25 protein-coding genes are annotated in these 25,302 nt (G+C 57.0%); 9 read left to right on the plus strand and 16 right to left on the minus strand.

Going from position 1 to position 25,302, the window contains the following annotated elements:
• Positions 1–11 precede the first annotated feature (11 nt).
• Positions 12–1,349, plus strand: a complete 1,338-nt coding sequence (gudD, locus tag J1779_RS02910; protein ID WP_183848640.1) for a glucarate dehydratase — start codon at positions 12–14, stop codon at positions 1,347–1,349.
• A 69-nt stretch (positions 1,350–1,418) separates the two neighbouring features.
• Here the strand turns inward: gudD and J1779_RS02915 are convergent, their stop codons facing one another.
• From J1779_RS02915 to J1779_RS02925, 3 genes are all read right to left on the minus strand, one after another.
• Positions 1,419–2,237 (minus strand): shikimate 5-dehydrogenase, encoded by an 819-nt coding sequence (locus tag J1779_RS02915; RefSeq protein WP_056774828.1) that lies wholly within the window; start codon positions 2,235–2,237, stop codon positions 1,419–1,421.
• Between the two features lie 100 nt (positions 2,238–2,337).
• On the minus strand, positions 2,338–2,856 hold the full coding sequence (locus tag J1779_RS02920) for a P-loop nucleotide/nucleoside kinase family protein (protein ID WP_238485044.1): 519 nt from the start codon (positions 2,854–2,856) through the stop codon (positions 2,338–2,340).
• Between the two features lie 33 nt (positions 2,857–2,889).
• Positions 2,890–3,690 carry an isocitrate lyase/PEP mutase family protein gene (locus J1779_RS02925; protein ID WP_217202839.1) on the minus strand — a complete coding sequence of 267 codons (801 nt, stop codon included), beginning with the start codon at positions 3,688–3,690 and terminating at the stop codon, positions 2,890–2,892.
• Positions 3,691–3,781: 91 nt separating this feature from the next.
• Between J1779_RS02925 and J1779_RS02930 the strand changes: the two genes are divergently transcribed.
• The 3 genes from J1779_RS02930 to J1779_RS02940 all read left to right on the plus strand — a co-directional run bounded on the left by J1779_RS02930 (position 3,782) and on the right by J1779_RS02940 (position 5,967).
• Positions 3,782–4,672, plus strand: coding sequence for a LysR family transcriptional regulator (locus tag J1779_RS02930; RefSeq protein ID WP_217202840.1), 891 nt, complete (start codon positions 3,782–3,784; stop codon positions 4,670–4,672).
• Positions 4,673–4,724: 52 nt separating this feature from the next.
• A complete protein-coding gene (alkB, locus tag J1779_RS02935; protein WP_217202841.1) occupies positions 4,725–5,378 on the plus strand; it encodes a DNA oxidative demethylase AlkB in 654 nt (217 codons plus the stop codon).
• 109 nt (positions 5,379–5,487) lie between these two features.
• Positions 5,488–5,967, plus strand: a complete 480-nt coding sequence (locus J1779_RS02940; RefSeq protein ID WP_056774844.1) for a cold shock domain-containing protein — start codon at positions 5,488–5,490, stop codon at positions 5,965–5,967.
• Positions 5,968–6,026: 59 nt separating this feature from the next.
• Here the strand turns inward: J1779_RS02940 and J1779_RS02945 are convergent, their stop codons facing one another.
• From J1779_RS02945 to J1779_RS02970, 6 genes are all read right to left on the minus strand, one after another.
• Positions 6,027–6,995 carry a Csu type fimbrial protein gene (locus J1779_RS02945; protein WP_217202842.1) on the minus strand — a complete coding sequence of 323 codons (969 nt, stop codon included), beginning with the start codon at positions 6,993–6,995 and terminating at the stop codon, positions 6,027–6,029.
• Entirely contained in the window at positions 6,992–9,529 is a 2,538-nt protein-coding gene (locus J1779_RS02950; RefSeq protein ID WP_217202843.1) for a fimbria/pilus outer membrane usher protein, read from the minus strand. Before J1779_RS02950 ends, J1779_RS02945 begins: the two co-directional genes overlap by 4 nt.
• Positions 9,530–9,547: 18 nt before the next feature.
• Positions 9,548–10,345: a fimbrial biogenesis chaperone gene (locus tag J1779_RS02955; RefSeq protein ID WP_217202844.1), complete on the minus strand. Its 798-nt coding sequence runs from the start codon at positions 10,343–10,345 to the stop codon at positions 9,548–9,550.
• Positions 10,346–10,362: 17 nt separating this feature from the next.
• A complete protein-coding gene (locus tag J1779_RS02960; protein WP_056774939.1) occupies positions 10,363–10,884 on the minus strand; it encodes a Csu type fimbrial protein in 522 nt (173 codons plus the stop codon).
• A gap of 8 nt (positions 10,885–10,892) precedes the next feature.
• On the minus strand, positions 10,893–11,411 hold the full coding sequence (locus J1779_RS02965) for a Csu type fimbrial protein (RefSeq protein WP_122096330.1): 519 nt from the start codon (positions 11,409–11,411) through the stop codon (positions 10,893–10,895).
• 61 nt (positions 11,412–11,472) lie between these two features.
• A complete protein-coding gene (locus J1779_RS02970) occupies positions 11,473–12,018 on the minus strand; it encodes a Csu type fimbrial protein (protein WP_056774943.1) in 546 nt (181 codons plus the stop codon).
• 421 nt (positions 12,019–12,439) lie between these two features.
• Here J1779_RS02970 and J1779_RS02975 point away from each other — a divergent pair, with 421 nt between their 5' ends.
• Positions 12,440–13,216 carry a YdcF family protein gene (locus J1779_RS02975; RefSeq protein ID WP_217202845.1) on the plus strand — a complete coding sequence of 259 codons (777 nt, stop codon included), beginning with the start codon at positions 12,440–12,442 and terminating at the stop codon, positions 13,214–13,216.
• Here the strand turns inward: J1779_RS02975 and J1779_RS02980 are convergent.
• Entirely contained in the window at positions 13,195–14,730 is a 1,536-nt protein-coding gene (locus tag J1779_RS02980) for an MFS transporter (RefSeq protein ID WP_217202846.1), read from the minus strand. The genes J1779_RS02975 and J1779_RS02980 overlap by 22 nt on opposite strands.
• A gap of 116 nt (positions 14,731–14,846) precedes the next feature.
• On the opposite strand from J1779_RS02980, the gene J1779_RS02985 reads away from it, so the two are divergent.
• Positions 14,847–15,728: a LysR substrate-binding domain-containing protein gene (locus J1779_RS02985; protein ID WP_122096364.1), complete on the plus strand. Its 882-nt coding sequence runs from the start codon at positions 14,847–14,849 to the stop codon at positions 15,726–15,728.
• Between the two features lie 11 nt (positions 15,729–15,739).
• Here J1779_RS02985 and J1779_RS02990 read toward each other — a convergent pair whose 3' ends face one another.
• The 4 genes from J1779_RS02990 to J1779_RS03005 all read right to left on the minus strand — a co-directional run bounded on the left by J1779_RS02990 (position 15,740) and on the right by J1779_RS03005 (position 19,354).
• Positions 15,740–16,870, minus strand: coding sequence for an aminotransferase class I/II-fold pyridoxal phosphate-dependent enzyme (locus J1779_RS02990; RefSeq protein WP_122096333.1), 1,131 nt, complete (start codon positions 16,868–16,870; stop codon positions 15,740–15,742).
• A gap of 28 nt (positions 16,871–16,898) precedes the next feature.
• The gene (locus tag J1779_RS02995) at positions 16,899–17,723 is read right to left on the minus strand and encodes an amino acid ABC transporter permease (RefSeq protein ID WP_217202847.1); all 825 of its coding nucleotides are present in this window, start codon (positions 17,721–17,723) and stop codon (positions 16,899–16,901) included.
• Entirely contained in the window at positions 17,723–18,541 is an 819-nt protein-coding gene (locus J1779_RS03000) for a transporter substrate-binding domain-containing protein (RefSeq protein WP_183848663.1), read from the minus strand. The genes J1779_RS02995 and J1779_RS03000 overlap by 1 nt, the downstream gene beginning before the upstream one ends.
• Before the next feature lie 153 nt (positions 18,542–18,694).
• Entirely contained in the window at positions 18,695–19,354 is a 660-nt protein-coding gene (locus tag J1779_RS03005; RefSeq protein WP_056774886.1) for a DUF1345 domain-containing protein, read from the minus strand.
• 171 nt (positions 19,355–19,525) lie between these two features.
• Between J1779_RS03005 and J1779_RS03010 the strand changes: the two genes are divergently transcribed.
• Positions 19,526–20,818, plus strand: coding sequence for a hypothetical protein (locus tag J1779_RS03010; protein ID WP_056774890.1), 1,293 nt, complete (start codon positions 19,526–19,528; stop codon positions 20,816–20,818).
• A complete protein-coding gene (locus tag J1779_RS03015; RefSeq protein WP_056774892.1) occupies positions 20,815–21,453 on the plus strand; it encodes a LysE family transporter in 639 nt (212 codons plus the stop codon). Before J1779_RS03010 ends, J1779_RS03015 begins: the two co-directional genes overlap by 4 nt.
• On the opposite strand, the gene J1779_RS03020 is transcribed toward J1779_RS03015, so the two are convergent.
• Both J1779_RS03020 and J1779_RS03025 read right to left on the minus strand, forming a co-directional pair.
• A complete protein-coding gene (locus J1779_RS03020; protein WP_056774947.1) occupies positions 21,454–22,254 on the minus strand; it encodes a helix-turn-helix transcriptional regulator in 801 nt (266 codons plus the stop codon).
• A gap of 124 nt (positions 22,255–22,378) precedes the next feature.
• The gene (locus tag J1779_RS03025) at positions 22,379–23,347 is read right to left on the minus strand and encodes a GGDEF domain-containing protein (RefSeq protein WP_217202848.1); all 969 of its coding nucleotides are present in this window, start codon (positions 23,345–23,347) and stop codon (positions 22,379–22,381) included.
• 574 nt (positions 23,348–23,921) lie between these two features.
• On the opposite strand from J1779_RS03025, the gene J1779_RS03030 reads away from it, so the two are divergent.
• Positions 23,922–25,283 (plus strand): APC family permease, encoded by a 1,362-nt coding sequence (locus J1779_RS03030; RefSeq protein WP_217202849.1) that lies wholly within the window; start codon positions 23,922–23,924, stop codon positions 25,281–25,283.
• The last annotated feature ends 19 nt before the right edge of the window (positions 25,284–25,302 follow it).

Below are 25,302 nucleotides of genomic sequence, written 5' to 3' on the forward strand. Positions count from 1 at the left end.
AAGGAGTAAGCATGACCTCTTCATCTGCACCTAAAATTGTCTCCATGCAGGTCATCCCGGTGGCCGGGCACGACAGCATGTTGCTTAACCTCAGCGGTGCGCACGCGCCGTTTTTCACCCGTAACATCCTGATCCTCAAAGACAGCAGCGGCAACACCGGCGTCGGAGAAGTGCCGGGCGGCGAGAAAATCCGCCAGACGCTGGACGATGCCGCGCTGCTGGTGATCGGCAAAACGCTGGGCGAATACAAAAACGTGATGACTGCGGTGCGGGAGAAATTCGCCGATCGCGATGCCTCCGGTCGTGGACTACAGACTTTTGATTTGCGTACCACTATCCACGTGGTCACCGCCATTGAAGCGGCGATGCTGGACCTGCTCGGCAAGCATCTGGGCGTGACCGTGGCGTCGTTGCTCGGCGACGGTCAGCAGCGTGATGAAGTCGAGATGCTCGGTTATCTGTTCTACGTCGGTGACCGCAATAAAACGTCGCTGGGCTATCAGAGCCAGCCGGGCGACAGCTGCGACTGGTATCGCCTGCGCCACGAAGAAGCGCTGACACCCGCAGCGGTAGTGCGGCTGGCGGAAGCCGCGTACGAAAAATATGGCTTCAATGATTTCAAACTCAAAGGCGGCGTGCTGGCGGGCAGCGAAGAAGCGGAAGCCGTGACGGCGCTGGCGCAACGCTTCCCGCAGGCGCGGATCACGCTCGATCCGAACGGTGCCTGGTCGCTGAATGAAGCCATCGCGCTCGGTAAACAACTGCGCGGTGTGCTGGCGTATGCCGAAGATCCGTGCGGCGCAGAGCAGGGCTTCTCCGGGCGTGAAGTGATGGCGGAATTCCGTCAGGCGACCGGCCTGCCGACGGCGACGAATATGATCGCCACCGACTGGCGTCAGATGGGGCATACCATTCAGCTGAAATCGGTGGATATCCCGCTGGCGGATCCGCATTTCTGGACCATGCAGGGGTCAGTGCGCGTGGCACAAATGTGTCACGAATGGGGTCTGACCTGGGGCTCGCATTCCAACAATCATTTTGATATCTCGCTGGCGATGTTTACCCAGGTGGCGGCTGCGGCACCGGGCAAGATCACGGCCATCGACACGCACTGGATCTGGCAGGAAGGCAATCAGCGCCTGACCAAAGAGCCGTTGCAGATCAAAGGCGGCAAAGTGCGGGTGCCGGAACAACCGGGTCTGGGCGTTGAGCTGGATATGGATCAGGTGATGAAGGCCCACGAACTCTACAAAGGCATGGGCCTCGGTGCGCGTGATGATGCGCAGGGCATGCAGTTCCTGGTGCCGGACTGGAAGTTTGATCCGAAAAGGCCGTGTCTGGTGCGTTGATCGCCGGGTGGATCCACGCCATTAAAAAAGCCTCTCGTCTGAGAGGCTTTTTGTATTTATCACGCGGGGTTAACTGCGCGCATGTACCGCTGCCGCTTCAATCTGTTCATCTGACGGGCGCACGCCGGTGTACAGGACGAATTGCTCGACGGCCTGTAATGTCGCGACTTCCGCGCCGGTGATCACTTTCTTACCGTGATCGCGACCATAACGGATCAGCGGCGTTTCTGCCGGTAAGGCAACAACGTCAAAGACGATGCTGGCGCGGTCGATCACCGCCGGTTCGAAGGCCAGTGAATCCACTTCCGGGCCACCGGCCATGCCGATTGGCGTGACGTTCACCACCATATCGACGGCCAAATCGCCGACTTCTGCTTTCCATTCGTAACCGTATTCTTCTGCCAGGGCGCGGCCATTGGCTTCATTGCGGGCAATAATGTAGCCCTTTTTGAAACCGGCATCACGGATGGCGGCAACCACCGCTTTGCCCATGCCGCCGCTGCCGCGCAGTGCGAAAACGGCATCGCGCGGGACTTTGTGGCTGTCGAGCAGTTTAGCGACCGCGATGTAATCGGTGTTGTAAGCGCGCAGGAAGCCGTCATCATTGACGATGGTATTCACCGACTGAATGGCGGTGGCGGAAGGATCCAGTTCATCGAGGAAAGGAATGCAGGCTTCTTTAAACGGCATCGATACCGCGCAGCCGCGGATGCCCAGCGCACGCACGCCTTTGACAGCGGCTTCAATGTCTTTGGTGGAAAAGGCTTTATAGACGAAGTTCAGGTCTAACGCCTGATACAGGCTGTTATGAAAACGGGTACCGAAATTTCCCGGACGACCGGAAAGGGACATACACAACTGCGTGTCTTTATTGATTTCCCGACTCATTATGTTCTCCTGATAGGGTATTTAAATCTTCTCGAACCATAGCTGAAACGATACAACCCTACAATAATCCTCTTCCCCGTACGGCTGAATAATGGCGGCGCTAAGCGTGGATGATTACGTTAAAACCTTCTTCCGGTTGCGGCGCAACAAAGTGACGGGATATCAGCTCAAACTGCTCATCGGTGACGCTAAACGGGTGCGTTCCGGCCTGATTGCGTGCCCGCAGCCGGGCTTTACACTCGTCTTCCGGCACGTTCAGATAATGCAGGCGGTGGTCTGCGCCTGACGCCGTGATGAGGCTCATCATCCACTCGCGGTTCGCCACCGTATTGGCCGGGAAATCCAGCACGACTGAGACACCGGCTTTGAGCAGGGAAATGGCATGAGGCGCAATGGCTTGCCTGAGTCTGGCGGCACAGCGCAGATAATCCGCCACGGTGTGCATCTCATCCTGATAAAGATGAGCAAGCCAGGTGTCTTCACTCAGCACCACCGTGCCGGGCGGGCTTGCCAGATTGCGGGACAGGGTGGATTTCCCGGAGGCTATTTTCCCGCATAAAATATGCAGAACTGCCTGATTTTCTGGCATGACATTGTCGGGGCGGGCTGTGGAATTCATGTTACCTCTCATGTTCAGTCGTGGTCTGCGTCGTTAAAACATCGCATTAATTTCTGAATAAGGCGCGGCTTTTTCCAGCATCGGCATCATTTTATCGTGTTGTAAAAATCCGCTGACTAACTGCGCATGGTGCGCCCATAAGGTTTGCGGCAACCAGGAACCGGCGCTCAGGCGGCGTACGCCAAGGGCTGCGAGATCGCTGACCGGCGGCAGTCCCGGCCAGACCGCCACGTTGAGCAGCAGAGTTGTGCCCTCAGCAATGGCGCGCATTTCTCCTGCCTCCGTCAGCCCGAGCACGAAAAGCCCGTCGGCACCGGCACTGCGGTAACTCTGCGCCCGCGCCATCACTTCATCCGCTTTATCCGCGGCGCAAACCAGGTGACGGGCGTACACATCTGTGCGCACGTTGATATACAGATCTACGCCGCAGCGGATACTGGCGGCTCTGATGGCTTCGATTTTCCGGCACAACGCATGCGGATCGCCTGCGCCGTCCTCAATATTGATGCCCACCACGCCCGTATCCATAAACCGTGAGACGGTTAACGCCACCGTGGCCGGAATATCGCTGTAGCCACCCTCAATATCCGCCGAAAGCGGCACCGAAATCACCCTGGCGATAGACGCCGCGCGGGCGACATAGTCTTCCACCGGCAACTGATTGCCGTCGCGATACCCCAAAGACCATGCGACGCCCGCGCTGGTGGTGGCAATTGCCGTGGCACCCAGACTTTCTGTCTGGCGTGCGCTGCCCGCATCCCAGACGTTGGGCAATTTCAGCGGGGCTGCTTGCAGATGAAGTTCGCGAAAGACGCGGGCAGACGTGGTTTTCATAAAATGTTCCTCAAAAAAGAAACATTCTAATCATGCTGAATTTTCTTGATAATAGCCGGAAATAACATTCATTCATTCCGTGAGAGCATCAATGAACGCGCCGTCGCTGCACTTAGTTCAAACGTTTGTTGCGGTTGTTGAACACCATAGTTTTGCCCGTGCGGCCCACGCGCTCGGCATTACGCCGTCGTCGGTTAGCCGTTTTATCAAGACGCTTGAACGGCAACTGGGCGCGACGTTACTCAACCGCACCACGCGGGCGATGTCGCTGACCGAAAGCGGAAAACGGTATTTTGCCGAATGCCATCAGGCACTTTCGCAACTCACTCAGGCAGCTGACATGGTGCGTGACGAGCAGACGTTACCCTATGGCGCACTGGTGGTCAGTGCGCCGGTGGCGTTCGGTCATACCCATCTGGTGCCTTATCTGAGTGAGTTTCTGGCGGCGTACCCGCAGGTGCAACTGGATCTGCATCTGACCGATGACTACGTGGATTTGGTGAGTGAAGGCATCATGCTGGCATTTCGCATCGGGCGTATGAAGGATTCGTCTCTGATCGCCCATAAATTGCTGGAGAACCGGCGGATCCTGGTGGCCGCGCCCGCTTACCTGAAAAAGCGTGGCGTGCCTGAGGTGCCGGAAGATCTTTATCAGCACGAGTGCATCGTCTCTTCGGCCAGTCAGGACGGTGTGCTGTGGCGGTTATTTTCTGCCGGTGAGGAGCGCACGCTGGCGCCGAAAGGATCGGTCAAGGTCGATAATGCCGATGCGGCACGCAGGCTGTGTATGGATGCGCACGGCATCGCTTTTCACTCGGCGGTCACCATGGCAGCGGCCATAGACGCAGGGGAATTGGTGCAGATATTGCCACAATGGACCGGACGTGAAACCGGCGTTTACTGTGTGCGGCCCAACCGGCGTATCGGCCCGGCAGCACAGGGGCTTCTCGATTTTTTAACCGCCCGCTGGCAGCAAAAATGACGATCTGGCGACATCCGTTATACTTAACGGACAGGCAAACGCGGAGGCTGACATGAATTTAGATCTTTTTGATCACCCCGATTTCCACCCCAACTGGCGCGAAGATCTGTGCCCCGGCGCGGTGGTGCTGCGCGGTGCAGCGCTGGCAGATGATGTGGCGTTGCTGGCGGAGATCGACCGCATCGCCGGGCTGGTGCCTTTTCAGTATCGCGCGACGCCGGGCGGTTACGCGATGTCGGTGGCGATGACCAACTGTGGCGATGTCGGCTGGGTGACGGATAAAGCCGGTTACCGTTATCAGGCCATGTCGCCGGAAAGTCATCAGCAATGGCCGCCGATGCCGGAGCTGTTTCGTGCTGTTGCGGTGAAGGCGGCGGAGCAGGCAGGGTTTACGGGGTTTGACCCGGACGCGTGCCTTATCAACCGCTATCAGCCGGGGGCGAAAATGAGCCTGCATCAGGACAAAGACGAGCACGATTTCGGCCAGCCGATTGTCTCTGTCTCGCTGGGTTTACCGGCCGTTTTTCAGTTTGGCGGCATGGAGCGCAGCGATAAAACCCAGCGCGTGCCGCTGCTGCATGGCGATATTGTGGTGTGGGGCGGGCCGTCGCGGCTGCGTTATCACGGCGTGTTGCCGCTCAAAGCAGGCGAACATCCGCTGACCGGATCCTACCGGTTTAACCTCACGTTCCGTAAAGCGACGTAATTCCGCAGGCATCAGGCTGTAAAGCACAGGACTTTGTTCTCATTCTGCTTTACACTGCCGCCCTGCAAAAACTGACATGTTGAATAAATAATTACTTAGGCGGTAAGCGATGAACGGCGTAATCACAACCTGGTTTGAAGATAAAGGTTTCGGTTTTATCAAAGATGAAAACGGCGATAACCGTTATTTCCACGTGATTAAAGTTGCAAACCCTGAACTGATTAAAAAAGATGCAGTGGTCACCTTCGAGCCGACCACCAACAACAAAGGCCTTTCTGCCTTTGCGGTGAAAGTCGAGCCGGAGAGCAAATACATCTTTATCGCCGGTGAGCGCATCAAAATCACCAGCATCAAATCTTTCCTGGCGTTTAACGAAGAAGTGCCGGGAGAAGCGAAGATCGACAAAGAAAACGCGGTGCTTTCTGTTGGCCTGCTGATGAACCGCATCCGCCCGCAGGAAGAAGAGAAAAAAGCGGAGATGCGCACCATGAAAAAGCTGCTCATCACCACCTTCCAGAACAGCACTTATGTGTTCACGGAAGATGAAATTGATGTGGATGCCACCATCAAAACGCTGAAAGCGCTGTAAAAACGGCGTCTGAAACCGGTGCACACTCGCTGCACCGGTTCTGTTTTCCCCTTTATATCCTAATAAGTCACCGTGACCGTCACCGTATCGCTATACGCGCCTGCGGGCTGATTGCTTTGTGCCAGATTCACCGACGCGGTATACGGGAACGACTGTGATGTGCCGGAGCCGGTCGCGCTGCTGTTGGTTGACGCGCTCCACACCGTGCTGTCGCTTTTAAATATCTGATATTGCAAATAACTGGTGGTGCCGTTGACCGTTGAGGCCATCTGCCGGTACTGGCCGGACCCCGTTACGCTGCTGGTCAGGTTGACGGAATAGCTGGCGTTGAGCGTACAGCGCACGCTGAGGGTATTGGCGACCACCGTCGTCAGGCCGGAAGGCAGGGCGGCGCTGCCAAAACCCACGTTCGGCGCGCTGTCGATATAGCAAAAGTTGGTGATGTTGAGCGTCAGGTTGACGGTACCGTTCACGTTGCCGCTGTCGGCAATGCACAATAATGTCCCGATGGCGACCGAACAGATGTTCCACGTCCAGGCGATGGGGACAGTGTCGGTATACGTCCCGGCGGCCAGATTGGACAACGTTTTTGGCATCACATAAATCGGCAGTGTGCTGTTCGGGCCGGTAAACAGCCCGAGCAGGCCGAGTGCGGTGGTGCTGTTCCAGGTAATCACGTCACCCTGGTTATAGACGGTGCCACAACTGCCGTCCTTGCACAGGCTGTACGGCAAATACTGATTGGTGGCTGCACTGTAAAGCCGTGGCTGCGTGCCGCTCGGATGTAGCGTGGCGCCAATTGTTGCCGTCACGATATTGGTGCCGCCAATACTGAGCAAGGGACCGTTACAGCTCAGTCCGCTGCTGCCTTGCGTAATCAGCGGAGAAGTGCTGACCGCAAAGGAGTTCTGTGTGCCGAGCGTAATGGTGCTTGCCGCCGTGGTACAGGCCGCCATCACCTGCCACGATGCGCCCAGCAGCAACATCAGCAATACGCCATGACGTATCCACGGCCTGAAAATTTTCATGATTTATCTCCTGGCGTTGCGCCACCCGGACATGCCAGCGGGCCAACCTGCTCAATGCTGTGACGTTTAGGATCTAAAGTGAAACTGATCCGGCATACCGAACGGTCTTCCTGCCTGATATTCAGCACGTTGTTTTCCTGTAAGTGCGAGAAGTACACCAGCCCGTCGTAACCGGTGACGGTGGTTTGCTGCGTATTCTGTTCGGTGACCAGCGTGCCGGGCTTCAGCGGTTGTCCGGCGGCGTCGTGCAGCCTGATATTCGCCGACAGCACTTTCTCGACGTTGAATTTCACCACCACGCCGCTGCCTTGTTTCACTGCGATGCGGTCATTGACGTTATTAGCGACCACATCGGCGGGCAGCGGCAGGGTGTCGATTTCCACTTTGGCCGGATAATACGAACTGACGGTCGGGATCAGCAGGTGACCATTTTTATCGGTTTCGCCCATTTTCTGATTCTCGAACAGGACGGGCACACCGGCGTAATGATCGGTATCGACCACGATAAAGGCGTCGTTGATCTTGTCGGAAAGGAACCAGTCATTGGCCATAAACACCACGGATCCGCTCAGATCTGCCCAGTTGGTGTAATCGCCCTGATTGCCGTAGAACCCGCCCTGAATCGTCGCGACGCGGGATTTCCAGGTGGCATCGGCCTGCTGATACGGATTATTGCCGCCGCTGTAGGCCAGATTCCAGCCGAGGCCGCCGTCGGTTGGCGTGGCTTTGCTGGCGCCAATCTGCTCCTGATAATTGCCCGCACTGTCACGCTGCACGCCAGCGTTCATGTTGATATTGGTGCCAAGCGGAATGATGAATTGCAGCTGCGCGCTGTAACCGTTATCGCCCAGCTTTTTATTGAGCGATAAAAACATGCTGCTTTGCCCCCACAGCGAGCGGCTGTAGGAGAAATTCACCAGACGGGTATGCGAATTGTCATAGGCTTCGACGTCGTAATAGCCGATGCCCATGGTGCCGTTGGCCGGGCCGAACGGCGAGGTGCTGAACGTCACCTGATCCGACTGACGGCTTAAGCGCGTGTCGCTGGTGTAAGAGGTGATGTCCTGATAACCCACCGTGCGTTTTGAGCGCAGCGCCGAGAGGCTGAACACCGTCGAATAGTAGGAATAACCCAGCGTGTACTGGCTGCCGTCTTTTTTATCCGTCACGCTTTCGCCTGTCGGATTGAGGATCTGACCGCCTGAATTCGGGATGCCCGGCATCTGGCCGTTGTTATCGTAATCCGGCGTGTTGAGCGGAGTATCGCCGCTGACCGGCGGGTGATCGGCTTTACTCTGGCTGCCGGAAACGCTCAGTGTGCCCCAGGTGCCGACCGCGATATCTGCGCCGGCACCGCCCAGCGTCAAACCCTGAACCATTTCGGTATGGCCGGAGAGCGTCAGGTAATTGGTCAGCCCGTAACGATAAATACCGCTGAAGGCCGCATCTGAATAATCGCCGTTGGTGACGCCATAATTGTTGCGCACCGCCCCGAGGGACAAATCGAAATCGCTGAGGTTTTTACGCAGCAGCGTGTTGGAGACGTAAAACGGGACGCTGGTGGACACCTGACGCCCGACTGCGTCGGTGGTCACAATGGTCGCTTCACCGGCACCGTTGATATAAGGCACGTTAGTCAGGGTAAACGGCCCGGAGTTCAGGTTGTTACTGCTGGCCTTGTAGCCATTAAGGAACAAATCCACCGTGGTTGGCACCGCCGCCGACCCGCTGTATTGCAGTAACGGATAGGTCACCAGATCCGGGCGCACGCCAAAGTTACGGCTGATCCGCACACCACCCATGCGCGCCGAATTACTCCACGTCAGGGAATCGCTGACGAAATCCCCGACCTGATAGCTGATCAGGTTTTTCTCGTCGGTAAACCGCCAGAAGGTGTCGTAACGCAGATAGCCGTCCTGCGCGGTGCTGCCGCCCGTGTTGCCGTTGCCCGCACTGTCGATGTTATAGCGGTAAGTGCCGGTATTGGTGAGCAGCCCGAGGCTGCTGAATAACCGCTGTTCCATCCAGGTGGCGACGGATTTCGGGCCGCCGGGCGGATCGGTGTAGTACGAATCATAGTTAAACAACAGGCCGGTGCTGCTTTGCGACGGCGTGTAGTTCATCAGCGGATCGCCGCTGACAGTCTGATTGGGCAGCCAGACATCCGGCACCGTTAACACCAGTTGCTGGCTGGCTGAATCGTATTTCGCTTTCACGTCCGGCAGTTCACCGACGTTAATCAGCCCCTGCTGGCCGTTAATGTGGATGTGATTTTTTGCCAGCACCCCGGCTTCGACGAAATAGGCGTTATTGCGATAGGTCACCGGCACCACCTGATTATCCGTCTGGCCGTTGACCACAATCGACAGATAAAACATGGCGTCCGTGACCACCGGTGCCGCCCGCGGGGCATCGGGCAGGGAACCGTATTCCTGTGCCTGCGCGCTGAACGCACTCAGGCAGATCAGGCACAGGCTTCCCCGGAAACAGAGCGGTCGCTGCTGACCTTCACGGGGAAGACGTCTGATTGGCATGCGTTGCGGCTCCTGCTGTTATTCGCCGCGCGCAATGACAATCGGTTGGGTGTTGTCGGCAATCTGCGCATTCAGCTGCGCCCCCGGCGTCACACCCGCCGGCACCGGCCAGCGCATCTGCTGCCCCGGCAACACGTACCCCATAAAGCCGCCGACCATGGTTTTTACACCCTGTTTCTGGTTGCCGCTGGCTGACCAGAACACGTTGCTCAGACGTGCGTGAACGATGCCGGTATTGCGCACCTGCAGATAGTTTTTGCCGCCTTCCGAGACGGTGCGCCAGGTGAGGACAGGGCGCGTGGCGGTGGAGGCATCGCGCTTCACATCCGCGCGGTCGTTGGTCCACAAACCGCCGCCATCCATAAACAGCGGCAGCAGATAACGCATCTGCAATTGCAGCCCGACCACCGCTTTGTCCTGACCTTCACCGGCGCTGTTTAGCGGAGAAGGGATCTCGTCAATGATAATGCGGTACGCCTGCTCGGTATTGGCGGGCACCGGCGTGTTGCGGATCAAACGGATCAGCTGGCGCTGGCCCGGCGGCACTGTGGCAAAAGGCGGGCTGGCCACCACGTTGCTCTGATCGGCATACTTCTCGTTAAAATTCTCCTGCTTCCAGGCCAGCACGCGCACCTGCAACGACACCGGTTCCGCGCCCCGGTTTTCCAGCCACAGGGCGGATCCGTTCTGATCGGATTCAATAATCTGGTACACCGGCCAGACGAGCACCGAACTGGCGGCGTGCACCGCCGTACCGGAAAACAGCGCCACCGTCAGGGCCGTGGTGGCAATCATGCGTGAGAACATCGTCGTCATAGCTCATATCCTGATGATTAATAAGTGAGAGTCACGGTCACCGTGTCGGTGTAAGTTCCCGCAGTGGGTGACGTCGTGAAAGAAAACAACCGGCCATACACCGGATACGTTTGGGTGGTGGAGGGAAAGCTGCTGATGGTCATTGCCTGCGCGCCGGTTCCCCAAACCACGGTGCGCGCAGCATTCTGATAAAGCTGATAGGCCAGCGTTGCCGTCGCCCCGCTGTTGGCCATATAACGCCGGGCGGCAGATCCGCCGTGGATGCCGTAATCCATGCCAATCGCCACCGTGGTGCCGGGGGTACAGGTCACCACAACGGAGCCTGCGCCCGACGTACTGACCACATCGACATTGGTGGGAACGGAAGGAAACGAGCCGAAATTGAGGGTGCCCAGATTGGTGGTCGGGCTGGAAAGCGAGCTGCCGAAAACGCAGCCATTGGTCAGCGTTGCCGTCACGGTAAAGGTGGTGGTGGCCGTGGCGGCCAGCGCTGAGCCGCACAGCATCAGCAGCGGCAACAGCAGCAGACGGCCAGGCATGAACACCTCTACCAGGATACGGTGACATTCACCGTATCCTGATAAACCCCGGCAGCGGGCGTGACCTGCCCCGGAACGCGGCCATACACCGTGCTCCACTGGTCCGCGCCGTTGCCGGTTCCGCTCACGCCGGTGACGTTATCCCACACCGTCGTGCGTGCCGCCGTGGTGTAAAGGTTGTACTGCAGGGTCGCTGCGCTGTTGGTGGTGTTGACCATTCTGCGGGCAGTGACCACGCCGCTGCTGCCGCCATCCATCACGATTTTGTAGGTCAGCCCGTTCACGCAGTTCACGCGGATCGACCCCGCCAGCTGGGCGCTGGTGGCATTGATGGCGCTGGTGAGCGACGCATAATTACCAAAGTTCAGCGTACCAAAGCTGGTGCTGCCGGACGTCGTGGTGCCCGCGCTGCAGGCGGGCAGCAACGTGGCACTGATGCCTATCGTGGCTGCCGGACTGAACGGGATGCGCAGCTGCATCGACACCAGCAGGGCAGCTGGCAGGAGCAGCAGTACCTTGATGTCCATGATCTTTCCTTCCTTGAATCAAAAGCCAGTCAGAGGCGCAACCGACTCTGATGGAAAACGCTTACCAGGAAAGAGTGGCAACAACGGTATCGTTATAGGTGCCCGCAGCCGGTGTGGTGCTGGTCTGGTCAGCAGGCAGCACGCGGCCATAAATCGGGATATTTTGTGCAGCGGTGCCCGTACCGAGCGTGATCGGCGTATTGATGGCGATCTCGGTGGTGCGTGCGGTATCGGAATAGAGGCGGTAAGGAATGCTGTTGCCGCTGGAGGTCATGGTGCGCAGCCCGCCGGTTGCCGCCAGTCCGCCGTTGAGTGACAGCGTCGGGGTCAGCCCGGTGCTGCAGGTGATGGTGACCGCGCCGGTGCCGTCCGCACCAAACACCGTACCGTTGATGACGCTGGTCAAATCGGCGTAATTACCGAAGTTCAGCGTACCCCACTGGTTGGTGCCGCCGGTGGCCGTGCCATTACCGACGGTACACCCGGTACTGATGGTTAACTGAACGCCCACTTGCCCTGTTAAAGTACCGGCCGCCTGTGCGCCTGCGGACAGCGCTAAGGTTGCCGCGGCCAGAATAGCCGGAAATAAAGAATGTTTATCGCCCATGATGACTCCCAATAACTGCTTATACACTGGTGTGCATGCATGCAATCGCGTTGCGGCTGCATGTGGAAATCCTCTGGTGGTCAATTTAAAAGCATAAAAAAAATAAAAAGCATCAGTCATTCAGCCGGGATTTGCGTTTTACACTCAAGCAAAAGGGATCCCTGACCGCAGGCGCGTGGTGTCCCACGTCGCTACAGTTAAATATAAGTTAATAAATTTACCTTAAGAGGATCTTTACGCCATTTCGATGAATAAGGATAAAAAGACTAAGAAAACAAAATTAATGGTTTTTTATTCCGGTTTAATGGCTTTTTTTATGTTTAATGATGGGTGCCACGCCGCGTAACCGTGAGTTTTTTTAACCATTTTTTGAGCGGTGTTATAGGTTTATGATGGCTGCCCTTATCCGACGGAGGCTGCAATGTTTTCTGACGCTGTGATTAACGATATAAACCGGCTGGCGCGTTTTCTCTCTTTTGATCAGACCGGGGGAAAAGGGCCAGCGGGAACCCCTTCGCTGCTGATCCTGCTGGGTAACGCGATTTTACCGACCGCCGAAGCGGCGTTTGAGGCGCTGGCTCAGGGCCGGGTTTCACGTTTGCTGATTGCCGGAGGCGTCGGCCATTCCACGCAATTACTCTGTCAGACGGTGCAGGCGCATCCGCGTTACCGGCACATTTCCACTGACGGGCGCAGCGAGGCGGACATTCTTAATGACATCGGCGTGCAGTGTTTTGGCCTGTCGGCGGACCAGATATTGCTGGAAACCGCGTCAACCAATTGCGGCGACAATGCCGTGCAGGCGCGCCGCGTGCTGCAAGCCGCGGGCGATACCCACACCCGGATTACCCTGACGCAGGATCCGCTCATGCAGCTGCGTACCGACGCCAGTTTCCGCCACGTCTGGCGCGACAGGCCGGACATCACCTTCACCAGCTGGCCGACGCTGATCCCTCAGCTTGAGCGGGCAGGCGACGGGCTGCGGTTTGCCGGCGGTCATCAGCAGGGGATGTGGTCGCTGCCGCGATTCGCGTCGCTGCTGCTGGGGGAAATCCCCCGTCTGCGCAATGCGCCGGGCGGTTATGGCCCGCGCGGTGCGGGCTTTATCGCTGAGGTCGACATCCCCGCCGACATCGAAGAAACCTATGCCCGGCTGCGGCCGGTACTGGAAGCCGATTACGGCGACAGATCTTTCTGACCGGCGGCGGTGACCTGGTCGCTTTCCTGATGATTGCCTTTCAGCGCCAGCAACACCACCAGCGCCGAAAACAACGTGATCGCCATCAGGCACAGCAGTAACGGATGCAGAGAGGCGGCATAAAGCTGCTGAAGCTGCGCGGTGCTGGCTTCAGGGATCAGCTGTTGCGTCACCGCCAGATTACCGGTCGCCAGCCGCTGCGCCGCCTGACTGAGTTCGCCGGAGCTGAAATGTGCCGCCAGCGCGCGGTGGCTCATGGCCGCCAGGATCGCCCCGACGATCGCCAGCGAAATGCCTTCTCCCGCCACGCGTGTGGTGCTGAAAATACCGGTCGCCATCCCCGCGCGCTCTTTCGGCACCACGCTGACCGACAATCCATCCATCAGCCCCCACGGCAGGCCGGTGCCGATGCCGATAAGCAGCATCGGGGCGATCATCGCCGTGACGTTTTGCGCCAGCACCGCCTGGCTCAGCCAGCCTAAACCGGCGGCGGCAATCACCAGCCCGGCGGTGCACAGCACGCCGGCCGAAATCCAGCGCGTCAGCCACGCCGCCAGCAACGGCACAATCAGCATCGGTACGGAAAGCGCCATCATCATCAGTCCGGCGCGCTCTTCGCTCAGGCCTCTCACGCCGATGAACAGCATCGGTAAAATCACCAGCAACACCACAAAACAGAAACCGGTCGCCAGCGGCAGCGCCTGCACGCCGATGAAGCGGATATAGCGAAAAAGAGAGAGATCCAGCATCGGCTGTTTGACCCGCAATTCCACCCCGACAAATATCACCAGCAACAGCGCCGCACCCGCCAGCAGCGCAACAACCTGTGTGCTTTGCACGCCGTATTGCGGGATCGCCATCAGCGCCCAGGTGAGCAGCGCCAGCATCGCGGTAAAGGTGACGGTGCCCGGCCAGTCGATGCCGGACGCCTGCGGATTGCGGGTTTCCCGCATTTTTGATGCGCCGGTCAGCAGGGCGATCAGCGCAATCACCGTGGCGGAGAAAAACACCGCGCGCCAGCCGAAATGAGCAATCAGCAGGCCCGCGAGAAACGGCCCGAAAGCCAGACCGACGCCAAAACTGCTGCCCATCAGGCTGAACGCGCGGGTGCGCGCCGCGCCGTCGAACTCCTGCGCCAGTGCCGCCGCGCCGCCCGCCAGCGCACCGGCGGCGGCGATGCCTTGTGCGCCACGCAGCACATCCATCCACAGCAAACTGTTGCTGAACGCCTGCAATAACGACAACAGCGCAAACAGCGAAACACCGCTGATGAACACTTTTTTACGGCCAATTTCATCGGCCAGCGCCCCGGCGGCCATCAGAAAACAGCCGAAGGTCAGCATAAAGGAATTGGTTATCCAGCTCAGCGCCTGCGCGCTGCCGCCGAGTTCGCGGGCAATCGCCGGGGTGGCTACCGCGCCGCTGACAAAATTGAGCGGCAGGATCACAGCGGCGATGCACACCGTTACCAGCACCCTGAGGCTGCCAGCCGGATGGGACGAGGATGTATTCATGATTTCTCCAGAAAGTGGTGTATAACGATGATGATAAAATGTCGGCAATCTGGCGGAAACAGGCTGGAAGTCCGATGATTCAGGACGAAAACGCTCGAATATACGGGAGTGGGAAAATGGAAAACCTGAACGGCCTGCTGGCCTTTGTGCGGGCGGCGCAGAGCCAGAGTTTTGCGGCGGCGGCGGAGCGCATGGGCATATCGGCGTCGGCGGTCGGCAAAAGTGTGGCGCGGCTGGAGGAAAAACTCAGTGTGCGGCTGTTCAACCGCAGCACGCGACGCATCAGCCTGACGGATGAAGGCCAGCTGTTTTTCGAGCGCTGCCAGAATATTGTCGCGCAACTGGAAGACGCCGAGCAGGAGCTGGTGCGGATTTCCGCCGTGCCGCGCGGCAAGTTACGCATCACCGCGCCGGCCATCGGTTACCGCATGTTGTTGCCGCACCTGCCGGAGTTCCGTCAGCGCTACCCGGAGGTCGAACTGGATCTGGATTTCAGCGACCGGATGGTGAATGTCATCGACGAAGGGTTTGATATCGCCATCCGCAGCGGGGAACTGAACAGTTCGCAGATGATGTCACGCCGCCTCGGGCCGTTCCGTTTTGTGATTGTCGGCGCTGCCGGTTATTTTGCCGAACATCCTGTACCGCTTACCCCTGACGATCTTTATCAGCACGCCTGCCTGCGCTACCGGTTTCCGGGCAACGGCCAGTGGCAGGAATGGGAGATGACCAGCGCGATGCCGCCGGAGCTGCCGCTGGCGCTGAGCAGCAACAATCTGGAATCGATTTTACAGGCGACGGTGCAGGGCCTCGGGCTGGCGTACGTGCCGGAATTTATCGTGCGGCCTTATCTGGCCTCGGGCGAGCTGATCCCGGTGTTGTCACCCTATCTGAAAGAGGGCGGCAAATTCTCGGTGGTGTGGCCGAGCAGCCGCCATATGCTGCCAAAAGTGCGGGTGTTCATTGATTTTCTGACCGAAAAGCAGGTGCTGGACTGAGCCGTTTCCCCCTACTGTTTATCCAGCCATTTGCCCATTTCGCCCAGCGCATCGTCGAGATTCTCCCGCCCGAAACCGATGCGCAGGAAATCTTCAGACACGGCGTTGAGCGCTGAACCGTAGGCCACGGAAGGGATCACCATCACTCCGGCTTCTTCCACCAGCCGCGTGGCGAACGCTTGCGCCCCTTCTGCGCCGGTGTAACGGGGGAAGGCGAGCACACCGGCTTTCGGCACGCTGAGCGTAAACAAGTGCGGGTATTTCGCCAGAAACGTCGTGAGCGTCGCCAGCTGACGGCGTGAACGTTCCATGACCCGTTCCAGAATGGGCGCGCGGGCGTTCAGCGCGAGGGCCGTCAGGAACTCACCGGGCATGGAATTACAGATCGACAAATACTGCTTCATGCGCTCCAGCTCCAGCATCCAGGCTTTATCCTGACAGGCGACCCAGCCGATACGCAGCCCCGGCAATCCGTAAGCTTTCGAGGTCACGTTCAGCGAAATGCCGCGTTCGTAAAGATCAGCGAGCTGCGGCAGCCGGTCAGCAGGGTCAAATTCGGTCAGCCGGTAGACTTCGTCAGAGAAAATCCAGATCCCCCGCTCGCGGCACATTGCGACCAGTTCGTCGAGTTGCGCGCGGCTTATCAGCGCACCGGTCGGGTTGTGCGGGAAATTTATCACCAGCACTTTGGTGTTGGCGCGCAACGCTGCCCGCACAAGACCGGTATCCAGTGCCCAGTGGTTATTTTCATCCAGCGCCACGCCGGTCACTTCGCAGCGCGACATCGGTACGCTTTCCAGCGACTGATAATTCGGTGTGATGACCACCGCGTGATCGTCCGCGTTCAGCAGCATCTGGAAACTGGCGTAAATCGCTTCATCGGCCCCGGCAAAACTGATCACCTGCTGCGGCGTGATATGCCGGTACGTGGCGGCGATCGCTTCGAGCAGTTCCGGCGTACCGCGCAGGGGCGGGTAATCCAGCTGGGTTTGCATAAACGCCGCGCGATGCTCTTTCCCCGCCAGTTCAAACAACGTATCGATGCTCATCGATTCGGGATAGGAGGAGGACAGCGGGAAACGGACGGCGTGTTCGAGGCGCGAGAGATAGCTGATTAAACGAAAATCTTCAGGAAAAGACATGGCGTATCCGTGATGAAAAAGGGCGAAATTAGCGGCGATGGCCTTGGGCAAAACGGCGCTCGAGGCGGCTTTGCAGCAGTTCTAACACAATCGACATGATCCAGTATATCGCGGCGGCGGTGGCCAGCATTTCCATATACCGGTAGGTGCTGCGGCCATAAGACTGCGCCAAAAAGTTAAGTTCCCACAGCCCCATCAGCGACACCAGCGAGGAATCTTTCAGCATCGAGATAAACATCGACCCGGCGGGCGGAATAATGATGCGCAGCGCCTGTGGCGCGGTGACGTGCACGGCCACCGTCCAGCGCGAGACGCCGAGCGCCAGTGCGGCTTCCTGCTGACCGCGCGGCACCGAGAGCACGCCGCTGCGGATAGTTTCCGCCAGATACGCGCCGTAGTTCATTGACAGCGCGATAATGCCGGAACTGAGTGCGCCGAGCACAATCCCCACCTGCGGTAACGCCAGATAGATAATCAGTACCTGCACCAGCAGCGGTGTGCCGCGAAACAGCGAGGCGTAAAACGTCGCGCAGCCAAACGCCAGCGCGTTATCGGACATCCTGCCCAGCGCGGTGATAAGGCCAATCAGCAGACAGAAAAACATCGAGCAGGCGGTGATCATAATGGTCAGCGCCGCGCCCTGAATAAAGCCGTCCGGCGACAGGCGCAGGCCGAGCAGGAACGGCAGTTTCTGGCTAATCAGGCTCCAGTCCAGCCCCATTTTGCTGAACGTGCCGAGCAGCAGACTGAGCAAAATCAGCCACGTCAGCCCGGTTTTGAATTTAAACGCGTGTGCGTGGTGCCAGCGTTCGGGCGTTACCACTTTCGGCTGGCTGTCCGGGATTTGTGGCATCAGGGTACCTCGTGGGTGATATCTTCACCCAGCCAGTGCTGGGAGATTTTAGCCAGCGTGCCGTCGTCGCGCAGCGATTTGATGGTGTCCGCCACTTTCTTATCCCACTCGGCGTCGCCTTTGTCGGTCGCTACCCAGTTCGGTTCCGCATACAGTTCGGTGACGATTTTGAACATCGGCGCGCGTTTGATGCGTGCGTTAGCGGTGGCTAAATCGGACACCACGCCGTCAAGGCGCACACCCGGCCCGAGCGCCAGATTCTGGAACGCCACTTCTTCATCACTTGGAATGACATGAACGTTATCAAACGGGAAGTTGATGGGCTTGCTGCCGGGGATCACCAGCGTTTTTTGCAGATACGTTTCGTAGGTCGAGCCGATGCCGACACCAATCTTTTTATTGCTCAGGTCGGCCGCCGATTTTATGCGGTCGTCTTTCTTATTGACCACTAACACTGCCGGAGAGTTGTAGTACGGCGTCGGGAAATCCAGCACTTTGGCGCGCTCGCTGTTTGGCGTCATCGAGCAGATACAGGTATCCCAGCGCCCCTGCCATTTACCGCCGACAATGGTTTCCCAGCCCGGCGCGATGATCTCAAGTTTCACGCCCATGCGCTGTGCCACGGCTTTCGCCACATCAACGTCAAAACCGGCCAGCTGGTTATTGTCATCAATAAAGCCGAACGGCGGATAGTCATTCACGATGGCATTGCGCAGCACACCGGTTTTCGTGACGCGATCCAGCGTGGTGCCTGCCTGCGTGGTGGCGGAAAACAGCGTGGTGGCAAGGAGTGTCAGAGCAACAAACGAAGTGCGCATAAGCAGATCTTTCCTTAAATGTAACCAAACCAGGAGAATATTGTAAAAACCTACACTAAGTTTTAGACGTATAGAAGTCTGAATGCACGGTTTTCCGGCTTATAGTGATCTCTGCCGGAAATTTACCTGATGGCAGTGAATTGCTTTGCTCGGCTAGTTTAACAACCCCGCGCCCACGTTAATCGACAGCCCCAGGATCGCCAGATTAAAGACGAAAGAAATCACCGACTGCAACAGGGCAATCTGCCGCATGTCAGTGGTGCCCGTCTCCACGTCGGCAGTCTGTGAGGCCACGGCAATGGTGAAAGAGAAATAGAGAAAATCCCAGTAGCCGGGCAGTTCGGGCTTCTCCGGGAAAATCATCGGCGTCACCTCTTTGCTGCGGCGCAAATAATGATGATGGGCGTAGTGCAAGGCGAAAGAGGTCGGCAACAGTGCCCACGACGCGATAAGCGTGGTCGCGGTGAGCAAAATGTGCAGCACGCGCGGCGTGCCGGTCAGATCTTTCAGCGTACCGAGCTCCATCAGGATCGCCAGAATACTCACCAGACAGGTGAGGGTCACCATGCTCAGCACCAGCGTGGCGCTCTCATCCTGCGTTTTGGCGATGTGCGCAATATCCTTCGCCTCGGTGCGCAACATGCGAAACCACAGGAAAAACAGATACAGCCACGCCAGCACGTTCCAGCCAATCAACAGCCGCTGCAACAGCCCGAGCTGGGCAGGAAGAATAAAAAAACAGACCAGCCCGGCCAGAATCGAGAACAGCAGCCGGGTACGCACCTGAAGGTAATGTTTGAGAGAAAAGCTCATGGTGTTAAGCGCTTAGCAAGGAGGAACCTGTGCTTCAACTGTAGTCGCAGATTGCGGTGTTGTAATGCCACCGGGTGACACTTCCTGACGTCTGCGCAATTTCTTCCAATACCCGCTGTGATGACAGTGATGTAGTGAACTACCTCTCACGCGTACACAGGATTGTAAATCATGTTTACTACGTCATTCTGGCCAGCTGCGGCGGCCTATCAGGTTTCAATGATGGATCTGGATGTTCCGCATCATATCAATCCTAAAGCGGTGCAAACGATCCACTATTGTCTGCGCCTGACCGAGGCCATCAATCAGCTGGAGGTCACCTGCGAAAGTCGTTTGCTGGATGCTTTGCGTGAGGAAATGGCTATCCAGTGTTTCCGCCTCGCGCCGCTGTTTGACGATCCGGATACCCGGCGGGGGCTGTTTCTGCGCGCCGAAATCCTGGCGGACGAATCAAGTGGCAAAACGTTGCTGCCGCAAATTGCCGGTCTGAATGAACAGCAACTGGTGCTGGGCATTGGCAAAACTTCAACGTGGATCGGAAAATCGAAGCAAAGTTATTACTCGTCGTGGTTCGGCGAGCCCGCGCCGGTGTTGCAGGAAATCTCTGACGTGATGGACAGTCTGTTTCCGGAAAGCCTGCTGTTTCTGCAAAAAGAGATCGCCGCCGATTTACTGGCGCTGCCGGGCTGCGCCTACAAAATCATTACTCTTTTCGGCATTGCCGGAGAAGCCAATACCTATCCGAAACACTTCGCCTATTTCTTCCCGGAGGATGAAGGGCTGAAGCATTCCCCGGTCAAACGCACCGTGGTGTTTGCCAATACCTACCTGCAACTGTTCGAAATGTTTTCCCGTACCGAAGCCGTGCGCCTTGGCTGGGCGGAAGAGGATTTGCCGGAAAGCCACGTCTGCCAGCGTTATCTGATCGCCTGGTTCCGTGGGCATGATCTGGGGCATTCGCTGGTGCGTAACGAAAACGTCTTCCCGATGCTCAGCAAGATTGATCGCTGGGGATCAATGATGGTGCAGGAAGCGCTGGCGGATCAGTTTGGATTGCTGATGTGCCTGACGCCACAGGTGGCAGACGGATTACAGCTCGACAGAAATGTGCTGGCGCGGATCTACTTCCTGGAAATTCTGCGCTATTTGCGTCGCGGGCCGTCGAGCTACCCGGATGCCGGGGCGGCGTGGATCCAGTTCAACTATTTACGTGAGCACGGTTGTATCGAACTCTCGGCGGAGACGATCGGTTTCCACCCTGAGCTGTTCTTTACCCAGATGGCAAACCTGACCCGCATGATGAGCGAAGAACTGCTGGGCGGCGACGCCGCGCGCGCAAAAGAGTTTATGCAGCAGTATTGCCCGCACAACAATCCGGAAGATGTGGAGATCCTGATGGCGCGTCTGGGGACCACTAACGACATGATTGAATACAACCAGATGATCAAGAGAGTCCCGCTATGATGCCGTTTTCCAATGGCTTTTTACTCAGCCTGTCGCTGTGTCTGGACATCGGCATCGCCAATATCGCCATGATCACGCTGGCAATGCAGCGCGGCTATTTTCACGGTTTCTGGCTGGGGATCGGCACCTGCATTGGTGATCTGATTTACGCGGTGCTGGCGCTGGCGGGCATGACGATTTTGCTGCAATACCAGAGCGTGCGCTGGGTGCTGTGGGTGGGCGGCTCGATGATGCTGATGTGGTTCACCTATAAAATGATCCGCGCGGCGATGGCGCCTGCGGAGGATATGTCCGCCGGGGATAACGGCCAGCCGCGGTCGGTGATGCGTAATTTCGGGCGCGGCGTGGTGCTGGCGATGTCATCACCGACGGCGATCCTGTGGTTTGCGGCGGTAGGCGGCGCGCTTATCTCGCGCATGGGGCAGGGCGGCACAGCGGAAGCGTCCTGGTTCCTGACCGGTTTCTTTATTGCCGGTGTGTTCTGGACCATCGTGCTGTGCTGCGTCGGCAGCTGGGGCGGGAAAATGCTCGGCACGAAAATGCTCAAATACTCTTACGTGGCCTCGGCGATCATCTTCTCGTATTTCGCGATCTACGTGGTGATTTCCGGCTATCGCGAATTTATTCTGGTGTGATCAGCCGCGCGCGGCAGAGCCATTGAGCGACTGCGAATACAGGTGGGGAGTGATCCCCATCATTTTTCGGAACGTGTTGATGAAATGGCTTTGATCGTAAAAACCCAGGCTGATGGCGACATCCAGCGCATTGTTATTTTTACGCAACTGATTACGGGCTTCGAGTAAACGCAGCTGCATATGGTATTGCAGCGGCGGCATGCCGATGTGCTGGCGGAACAGCCGCACAAAATGGAACTTACTCAGCCCGCTGACCTGCGCCAGCGTATCGAGATGGATCTTGCGGGTCAGGTGGTCGCGCATGAAATCGAGCGCCAGCGTGACCGGCCGCAACGACTGCTCCTGCTCTTTCGCCGGTTCTTCCAGCAATGCGCCCAGCAACCACAATAAATTTTGCTCCTGATCGTCGTCGTTCAGCGTGCGTTTGTAATGGCGCAGCGCGGAAAACAGCGCCGGATTACTCAGCACGCCTTCGGTCAGTACCGGCGCGCAGTGATCGGATCGCAGATTGTGATCGACGGATATCTGCCGCAGCAAAGACTGGGGAATGTGCACGCTGAGAAATTCCACTTTCTCATCGCCAAACAGCGATGACTGAACGGTGGACGGATTGTAGATGGTGATTTCGCCGGCACGGACCAGCTCGGTTTTGCCGTGCAGCCAGATCTCTTCCGTTCCCGTCAGATTGGCGCTGATCACGTATTCGTCGTGAGTGTGGCGCGGGAATGAGGAATTGCTCGCCGTCAGATGCGAGCACTCGATATCGTTTGCCATCGTCCATTCAGAAATAGAAAGAGACACGTTACGCTCCACGAAAGATTGCTGTGCTAAAAAGACGACTCAGACATGGCATGGGTTTTTCTTATGCGAAATTTATAGCACAAACTTTTAACAACAAAAGTGAGGAACATTCATCAGGGCCGCCTTACGCCTGCAAACGGATGTCTTCGGTGCCCAGCATCACGCCATTCTTTCCGTGATGTTTTATCGCGTACATGGCACGGTCAGCGAGCAGCAGCGCCTCGCTGAAATCACTCTCGTCGGACACTTCATCAATCCCAATCGATGCGCCAATGTGTGCGTTGCCGTTATCAAGTTCAAACGGGATGGTGGCGGCATCCAGACAGGACTGCGCTACCCGTTTGACCAGCGGATGGTTCAGCCCGTAGGGCATCAGCAACACAAATTCATCGCCGCCAAGCCGCCCCGGAATAATGCCCGGCGGGCAGGCTTCTCTGAACCGCTGACTCAGCCGCATCAGCACCTCGTCACCGCTGCGATGCCCGAGGGTGTCGTTCACATGCTTAAAATTGTCCAGATCGATAAACGCCACACACAGCGGGCCGCTGTTTTTTAACGCCGTAAATTGCTGGTGTAACGCGTGGCGGTTGGCCAGACCAGTGAGCGGATCGTGATTGGCCAGCGTCGCCAGTTGCTGTTCGTAATGCTTCTCTTTGGTCATGTCGATGTGCGTGCCGGTCACTTTCAGCGGACGCCCCAGATCATCCCACTCAGTCACCCGGCCACGATCCAGCACCCAGGTCACGGTGCCATTTTTGGCCTGCATCCGGTGCAGCGCTTCGTAAAACGGCGTCTTCCCTTCCAGATGATTGTAAAAAGCCGCCAGCACATCGTCTTTATCCTCAGGGTGTAAATGTTCGCGCCAGACTTCAAAGCGTGCGCTCAGTTCTTTTGGCTGATAGCCCAGCATGGCGCCCCAGCGGCGGTTAAAGATCACCAGTTTCCCGCTGGGCACGTCGAGCTGCCACAGGCAGAGCCCGGTGCCGTCCAGCGCCGCACTGAGCTTATTTTTGGCATCGTGCGCAATCCGTTTCAGCCGGGCGTTATGCTTTTTCAGGTTCTGGAGTTGAAGCTTCAGTGAGGATTCAGACATTTCTTACTTTTAGAGCAAATAATTTTCATTCTTGCCACATGTCTGTCTTTTGTAAACCGGGAAGCCCAAAAAGAGCGTGTCGCGCCAGATTTTCAGATTTTGCCCATACCCTGGTCTGACGTGGCTGAAGGCGCGGGGGCACAGATGCAATGTTAAATAATGCGTGCGGAGGTTATTTTTTAATGTCCAATGCTGCCGCTTTATAAAAGCAATAACCGGACAATTCTTTTTGTTTTACATATTAAAAACAATTAATAAACCCGCAGGGAAAGGTATTTGGCAATACGTGCCAGATTTGGCTGAGTATTTTATTTAATCCCGCTGTGAGGCCTTCTTCATCTTGTCATTTCCCTGGTTATTAGGGCAAAATATGCGCCCCGCGAATCGGGGATGACCCGTTTAAAAACTTCATTCAAGTACACATTCTTCTTACAAGAAAACATTCAAAAACCAGAGGCCGGGCTTCGTACCGGATAGATATTTACTTTCAAATACCGACAGTCATGTCGCAAGGAAACATAAATGGTGCATCACTCTTTTTATGTGGCGTTCTCCGTCATGGGAATTAAACATCATGTCAGATAACGTCGTCACAGGCAGCACTTCCCGCGTGGAACTGCGTAAAACGCTTACGCTGATCCCGGTTGTGATGATAGGCCTGGCCTACATGCAGCCCATGACCCTGTTTGATACGTTCGGTATTGTCTCTGGCCTGACCGACGGCCATGTGCCTACGGCTTACGCCTTCGCGTTAATCGCCGTGCTGTTTACCGCTCTGAGCTACGGCAAACTGGTGCGCCGCTACCCTTCGGCGGGGTCGGCGTACACCTACGCACAAAAAGCCATTCATCCGGTGATCGGCTTTATGGTCGGCTGGTCGTCATTGCTGGATTATTTATTTGCCCCGATGATCAATATCCTGCTGGCAAAAATCTATTTTGAAGCGCTGGTGCCTTCCGTACCTTCGTGGATATTTGTGATCGTGCTGGTCGGGTTTATGACGATATCGAATTTACGCAGTATTAAAACCGTCGCCAATATTAATACGCTGGTGGTGGTATTGCAGATCATTCTTATTACGGTCATTACCGGCATGGTTATTTACGGCGTGAATCATGGCACCGGCTATGGCACGCTGGCCAGCACCAAACCTTTCTGGGGCGAGCACGCGCATACCGTACCGATGATTACCGGCGCGACCATTCTGTGTTTCTCGTTTACCGGTTTTGACGGTATCAGTAATTTATCCGAAGAGACGAAAGACGCCGAGCGGGTTATCCCGAAAGCGATATTCCTGACGGCGCTGATCGGTGGCGTGATTTTCATCGGCGCGACCTATTTCCTGCAACTCTATTTCCCGGACATTTCCAGCTTCAAAAACCCGGACGCCTCTCAGCCTGAAATCATGTTGCAGGTGGCGGGCCGTGCGTTCCAGTTCGGCGCGCTGATTTTTTCCAGCATCACCGTGCTGGCTTCCGGCATGGCGGCGCACGCGGGGGTTTCCCGCCTGATGTACGTGATGGGGCGCGATGGCGTATTCCCGAACCGCTTCTTCGGTTATGTCCATCCGAAATGGCGCACGCCGTCATTCAACGTGATTCTGGTGGGCGCGATTGCTCTGCTGGCGATCAACTTTGACCTGGTGACCGCCACGGCGCTGATTAACTTCGGTGCGCTGGTGGCGTTTACCTTCGTGAATCTGTCGGTGATTTCCCAGTTCTGGATCCGTGAAAAGCGCAACAAAACGTTGATGGATCACCTCCAGTATCTGTTCCTGCCAATGTGTGGCGCACTGACGGTCGGCGCGCTGTGGCTGAATCTGGAACAAGGTTCGATGATCCTCGGTCTGATCTGGGGCGCTATCGGATTCATCTATCTGGCCTGTGTCACCAAAAGTTTCCGCAATCCGGTGCCGCAGTATGAGGATGTGGCGTAACTTTGCTGCTTTAGAAAAT

This window comes from Rahnella rivi, assembly GCF_019049655.1.
GTDB classification, from domain to species: Bacteria; Pseudomonadota; Gammaproteobacteria; order Enterobacterales; family Enterobacteriaceae; genus Rahnella; species Rahnella rivi.

Bases quoted from the DNA above. Each gene is read 5' to 3' on its own strand.
- gudD (WP_183848640.1), top strand. From the start codon at position 12: ATGACCTCTTCATCTGCACCTAAAATTGTCTCCATGCAGGTCATCCCG.
- J1779_RS02915 (WP_056774828.1), bottom strand. From the start codon at position 2,237: ATGAGTCGGGAAATCAATAAAGACACGCAGTTGTGTATGTCCCTTTCC.
- J1779_RS02920 (WP_238485044.1), bottom strand. From the start codon at position 2,856: ATGAATTCCACAGCCCGCCCCGACAATGTCATGCCAGAAAATCAGGCA.
- J1779_RS02925 (WP_217202839.1), bottom strand. From the start codon at position 3,690: ATGAAAACCACGTCTGCCCGCGTCTTTCGCGAACTTCATCTGCAAGCA.
- J1779_RS02930 (WP_217202840.1), top strand. From the start codon at position 3,782: ATGAACGCGCCGTCGCTGCACTTAGTTCAAACGTTTGTTGCGGTTGTT.
- alkB (WP_217202841.1), top strand. From the start codon at position 4,725: ATGAATTTAGATCTTTTTGATCACCCCGATTTCCACCCCAACTGGCGC.
- J1779_RS02940 (WP_056774844.1), top strand. From the start codon at position 5,488: ATGAACGGCGTAATCACAACCTGGTTTGAAGATAAAGGTTTCGGTTTT.
- J1779_RS02945 (WP_217202842.1), bottom strand. From the start codon at position 6,995: ATGAAAATTTTCAGGCCGTGGATACGTCATGGCGTATTGCTGATGTTG.
- J1779_RS02950 (WP_217202843.1), bottom strand. From the start codon at position 9,529: ATGCCAATCAGACGTCTTCCCCGTGAAGGTCAGCAGCGACCGCTCTGT.
- J1779_RS02955 (WP_217202844.1), bottom strand. From the start codon at position 10,345: ATGACGACGATGTTCTCACGCATGATTGCCACCACGGCCCTGACGGTG.
- J1779_RS02960 (WP_056774939.1), bottom strand. From the start codon at position 10,884: ATGCCTGGCCGTCTGCTGCTGTTGCCGCTGCTGATGCTGTGCGGCTCA.
- J1779_RS02965 (WP_122096330.1), bottom strand. From the start codon at position 11,411: ATGGACATCAAGGTACTGCTGCTCCTGCCAGCTGCCCTGCTGGTGTCG.
- J1779_RS02970 (WP_056774943.1), bottom strand. From the start codon at position 12,018: ATGGGCGATAAACATTCTTTATTTCCGGCTATTCTGGCCGCGGCAACC.
- J1779_RS02975 (WP_217202845.1), top strand. From the start codon at position 12,440: ATGTTTTCTGACGCTGTGATTAACGATATAAACCGGCTGGCGCGTTTT.
- J1779_RS02980 (WP_217202846.1), bottom strand. From the start codon at position 14,730: ATGAATACATCCTCGTCCCATCCGGCTGGCAGCCTCAGGGTGCTGGTA.
- J1779_RS02985 (WP_122096364.1), top strand. From the start codon at position 14,847: ATGGAAAACCTGAACGGCCTGCTGGCCTTTGTGCGGGCGGCGCAGAGC.
- J1779_RS02990 (WP_122096333.1), bottom strand. From the start codon at position 16,870: ATGTCTTTTCCTGAAGATTTTCGTTTAATCAGCTATCTCTCGCGCCTC.
- J1779_RS02995 (WP_217202847.1), bottom strand. From the start codon at position 17,723: ATGCCACAAATCCCGGACAGCCAGCCGAAAGTGGTAACGCCCGAACGC.
- J1779_RS03000 (WP_183848663.1), bottom strand. From the start codon at position 18,541: ATGCGCACTTCGTTTGTTGCTCTGACACTCCTTGCCACCACGCTGTTT.
- J1779_RS03005 (WP_056774886.1), bottom strand. From the start codon at position 19,354: ATGAGCTTTTCTCTCAAACATTACCTTCAGGTGCGTACCCGGCTGCTG.
- J1779_RS03010 (WP_056774890.1), top strand. From the start codon at position 19,526: ATGTTTACTACGTCATTCTGGCCAGCTGCGGCGGCCTATCAGGTTTCA.
- J1779_RS03015 (WP_056774892.1), top strand. From the start codon at position 20,815: ATGATGCCGTTTTCCAATGGCTTTTTACTCAGCCTGTCGCTGTGTCTG.
- J1779_RS03025 (WP_217202848.1), bottom strand. From the start codon at position 23,347: ATGTCTGAATCCTCACTGAAGCTTCAACTCCAGAACCTGAAAAAGCAT.
- J1779_RS03030 (WP_217202849.1), top strand. From the start codon at position 23,922: ATGTCAGATAACGTCGTCACAGGCAGCACTTCCCGCGTGGAACTGCGT.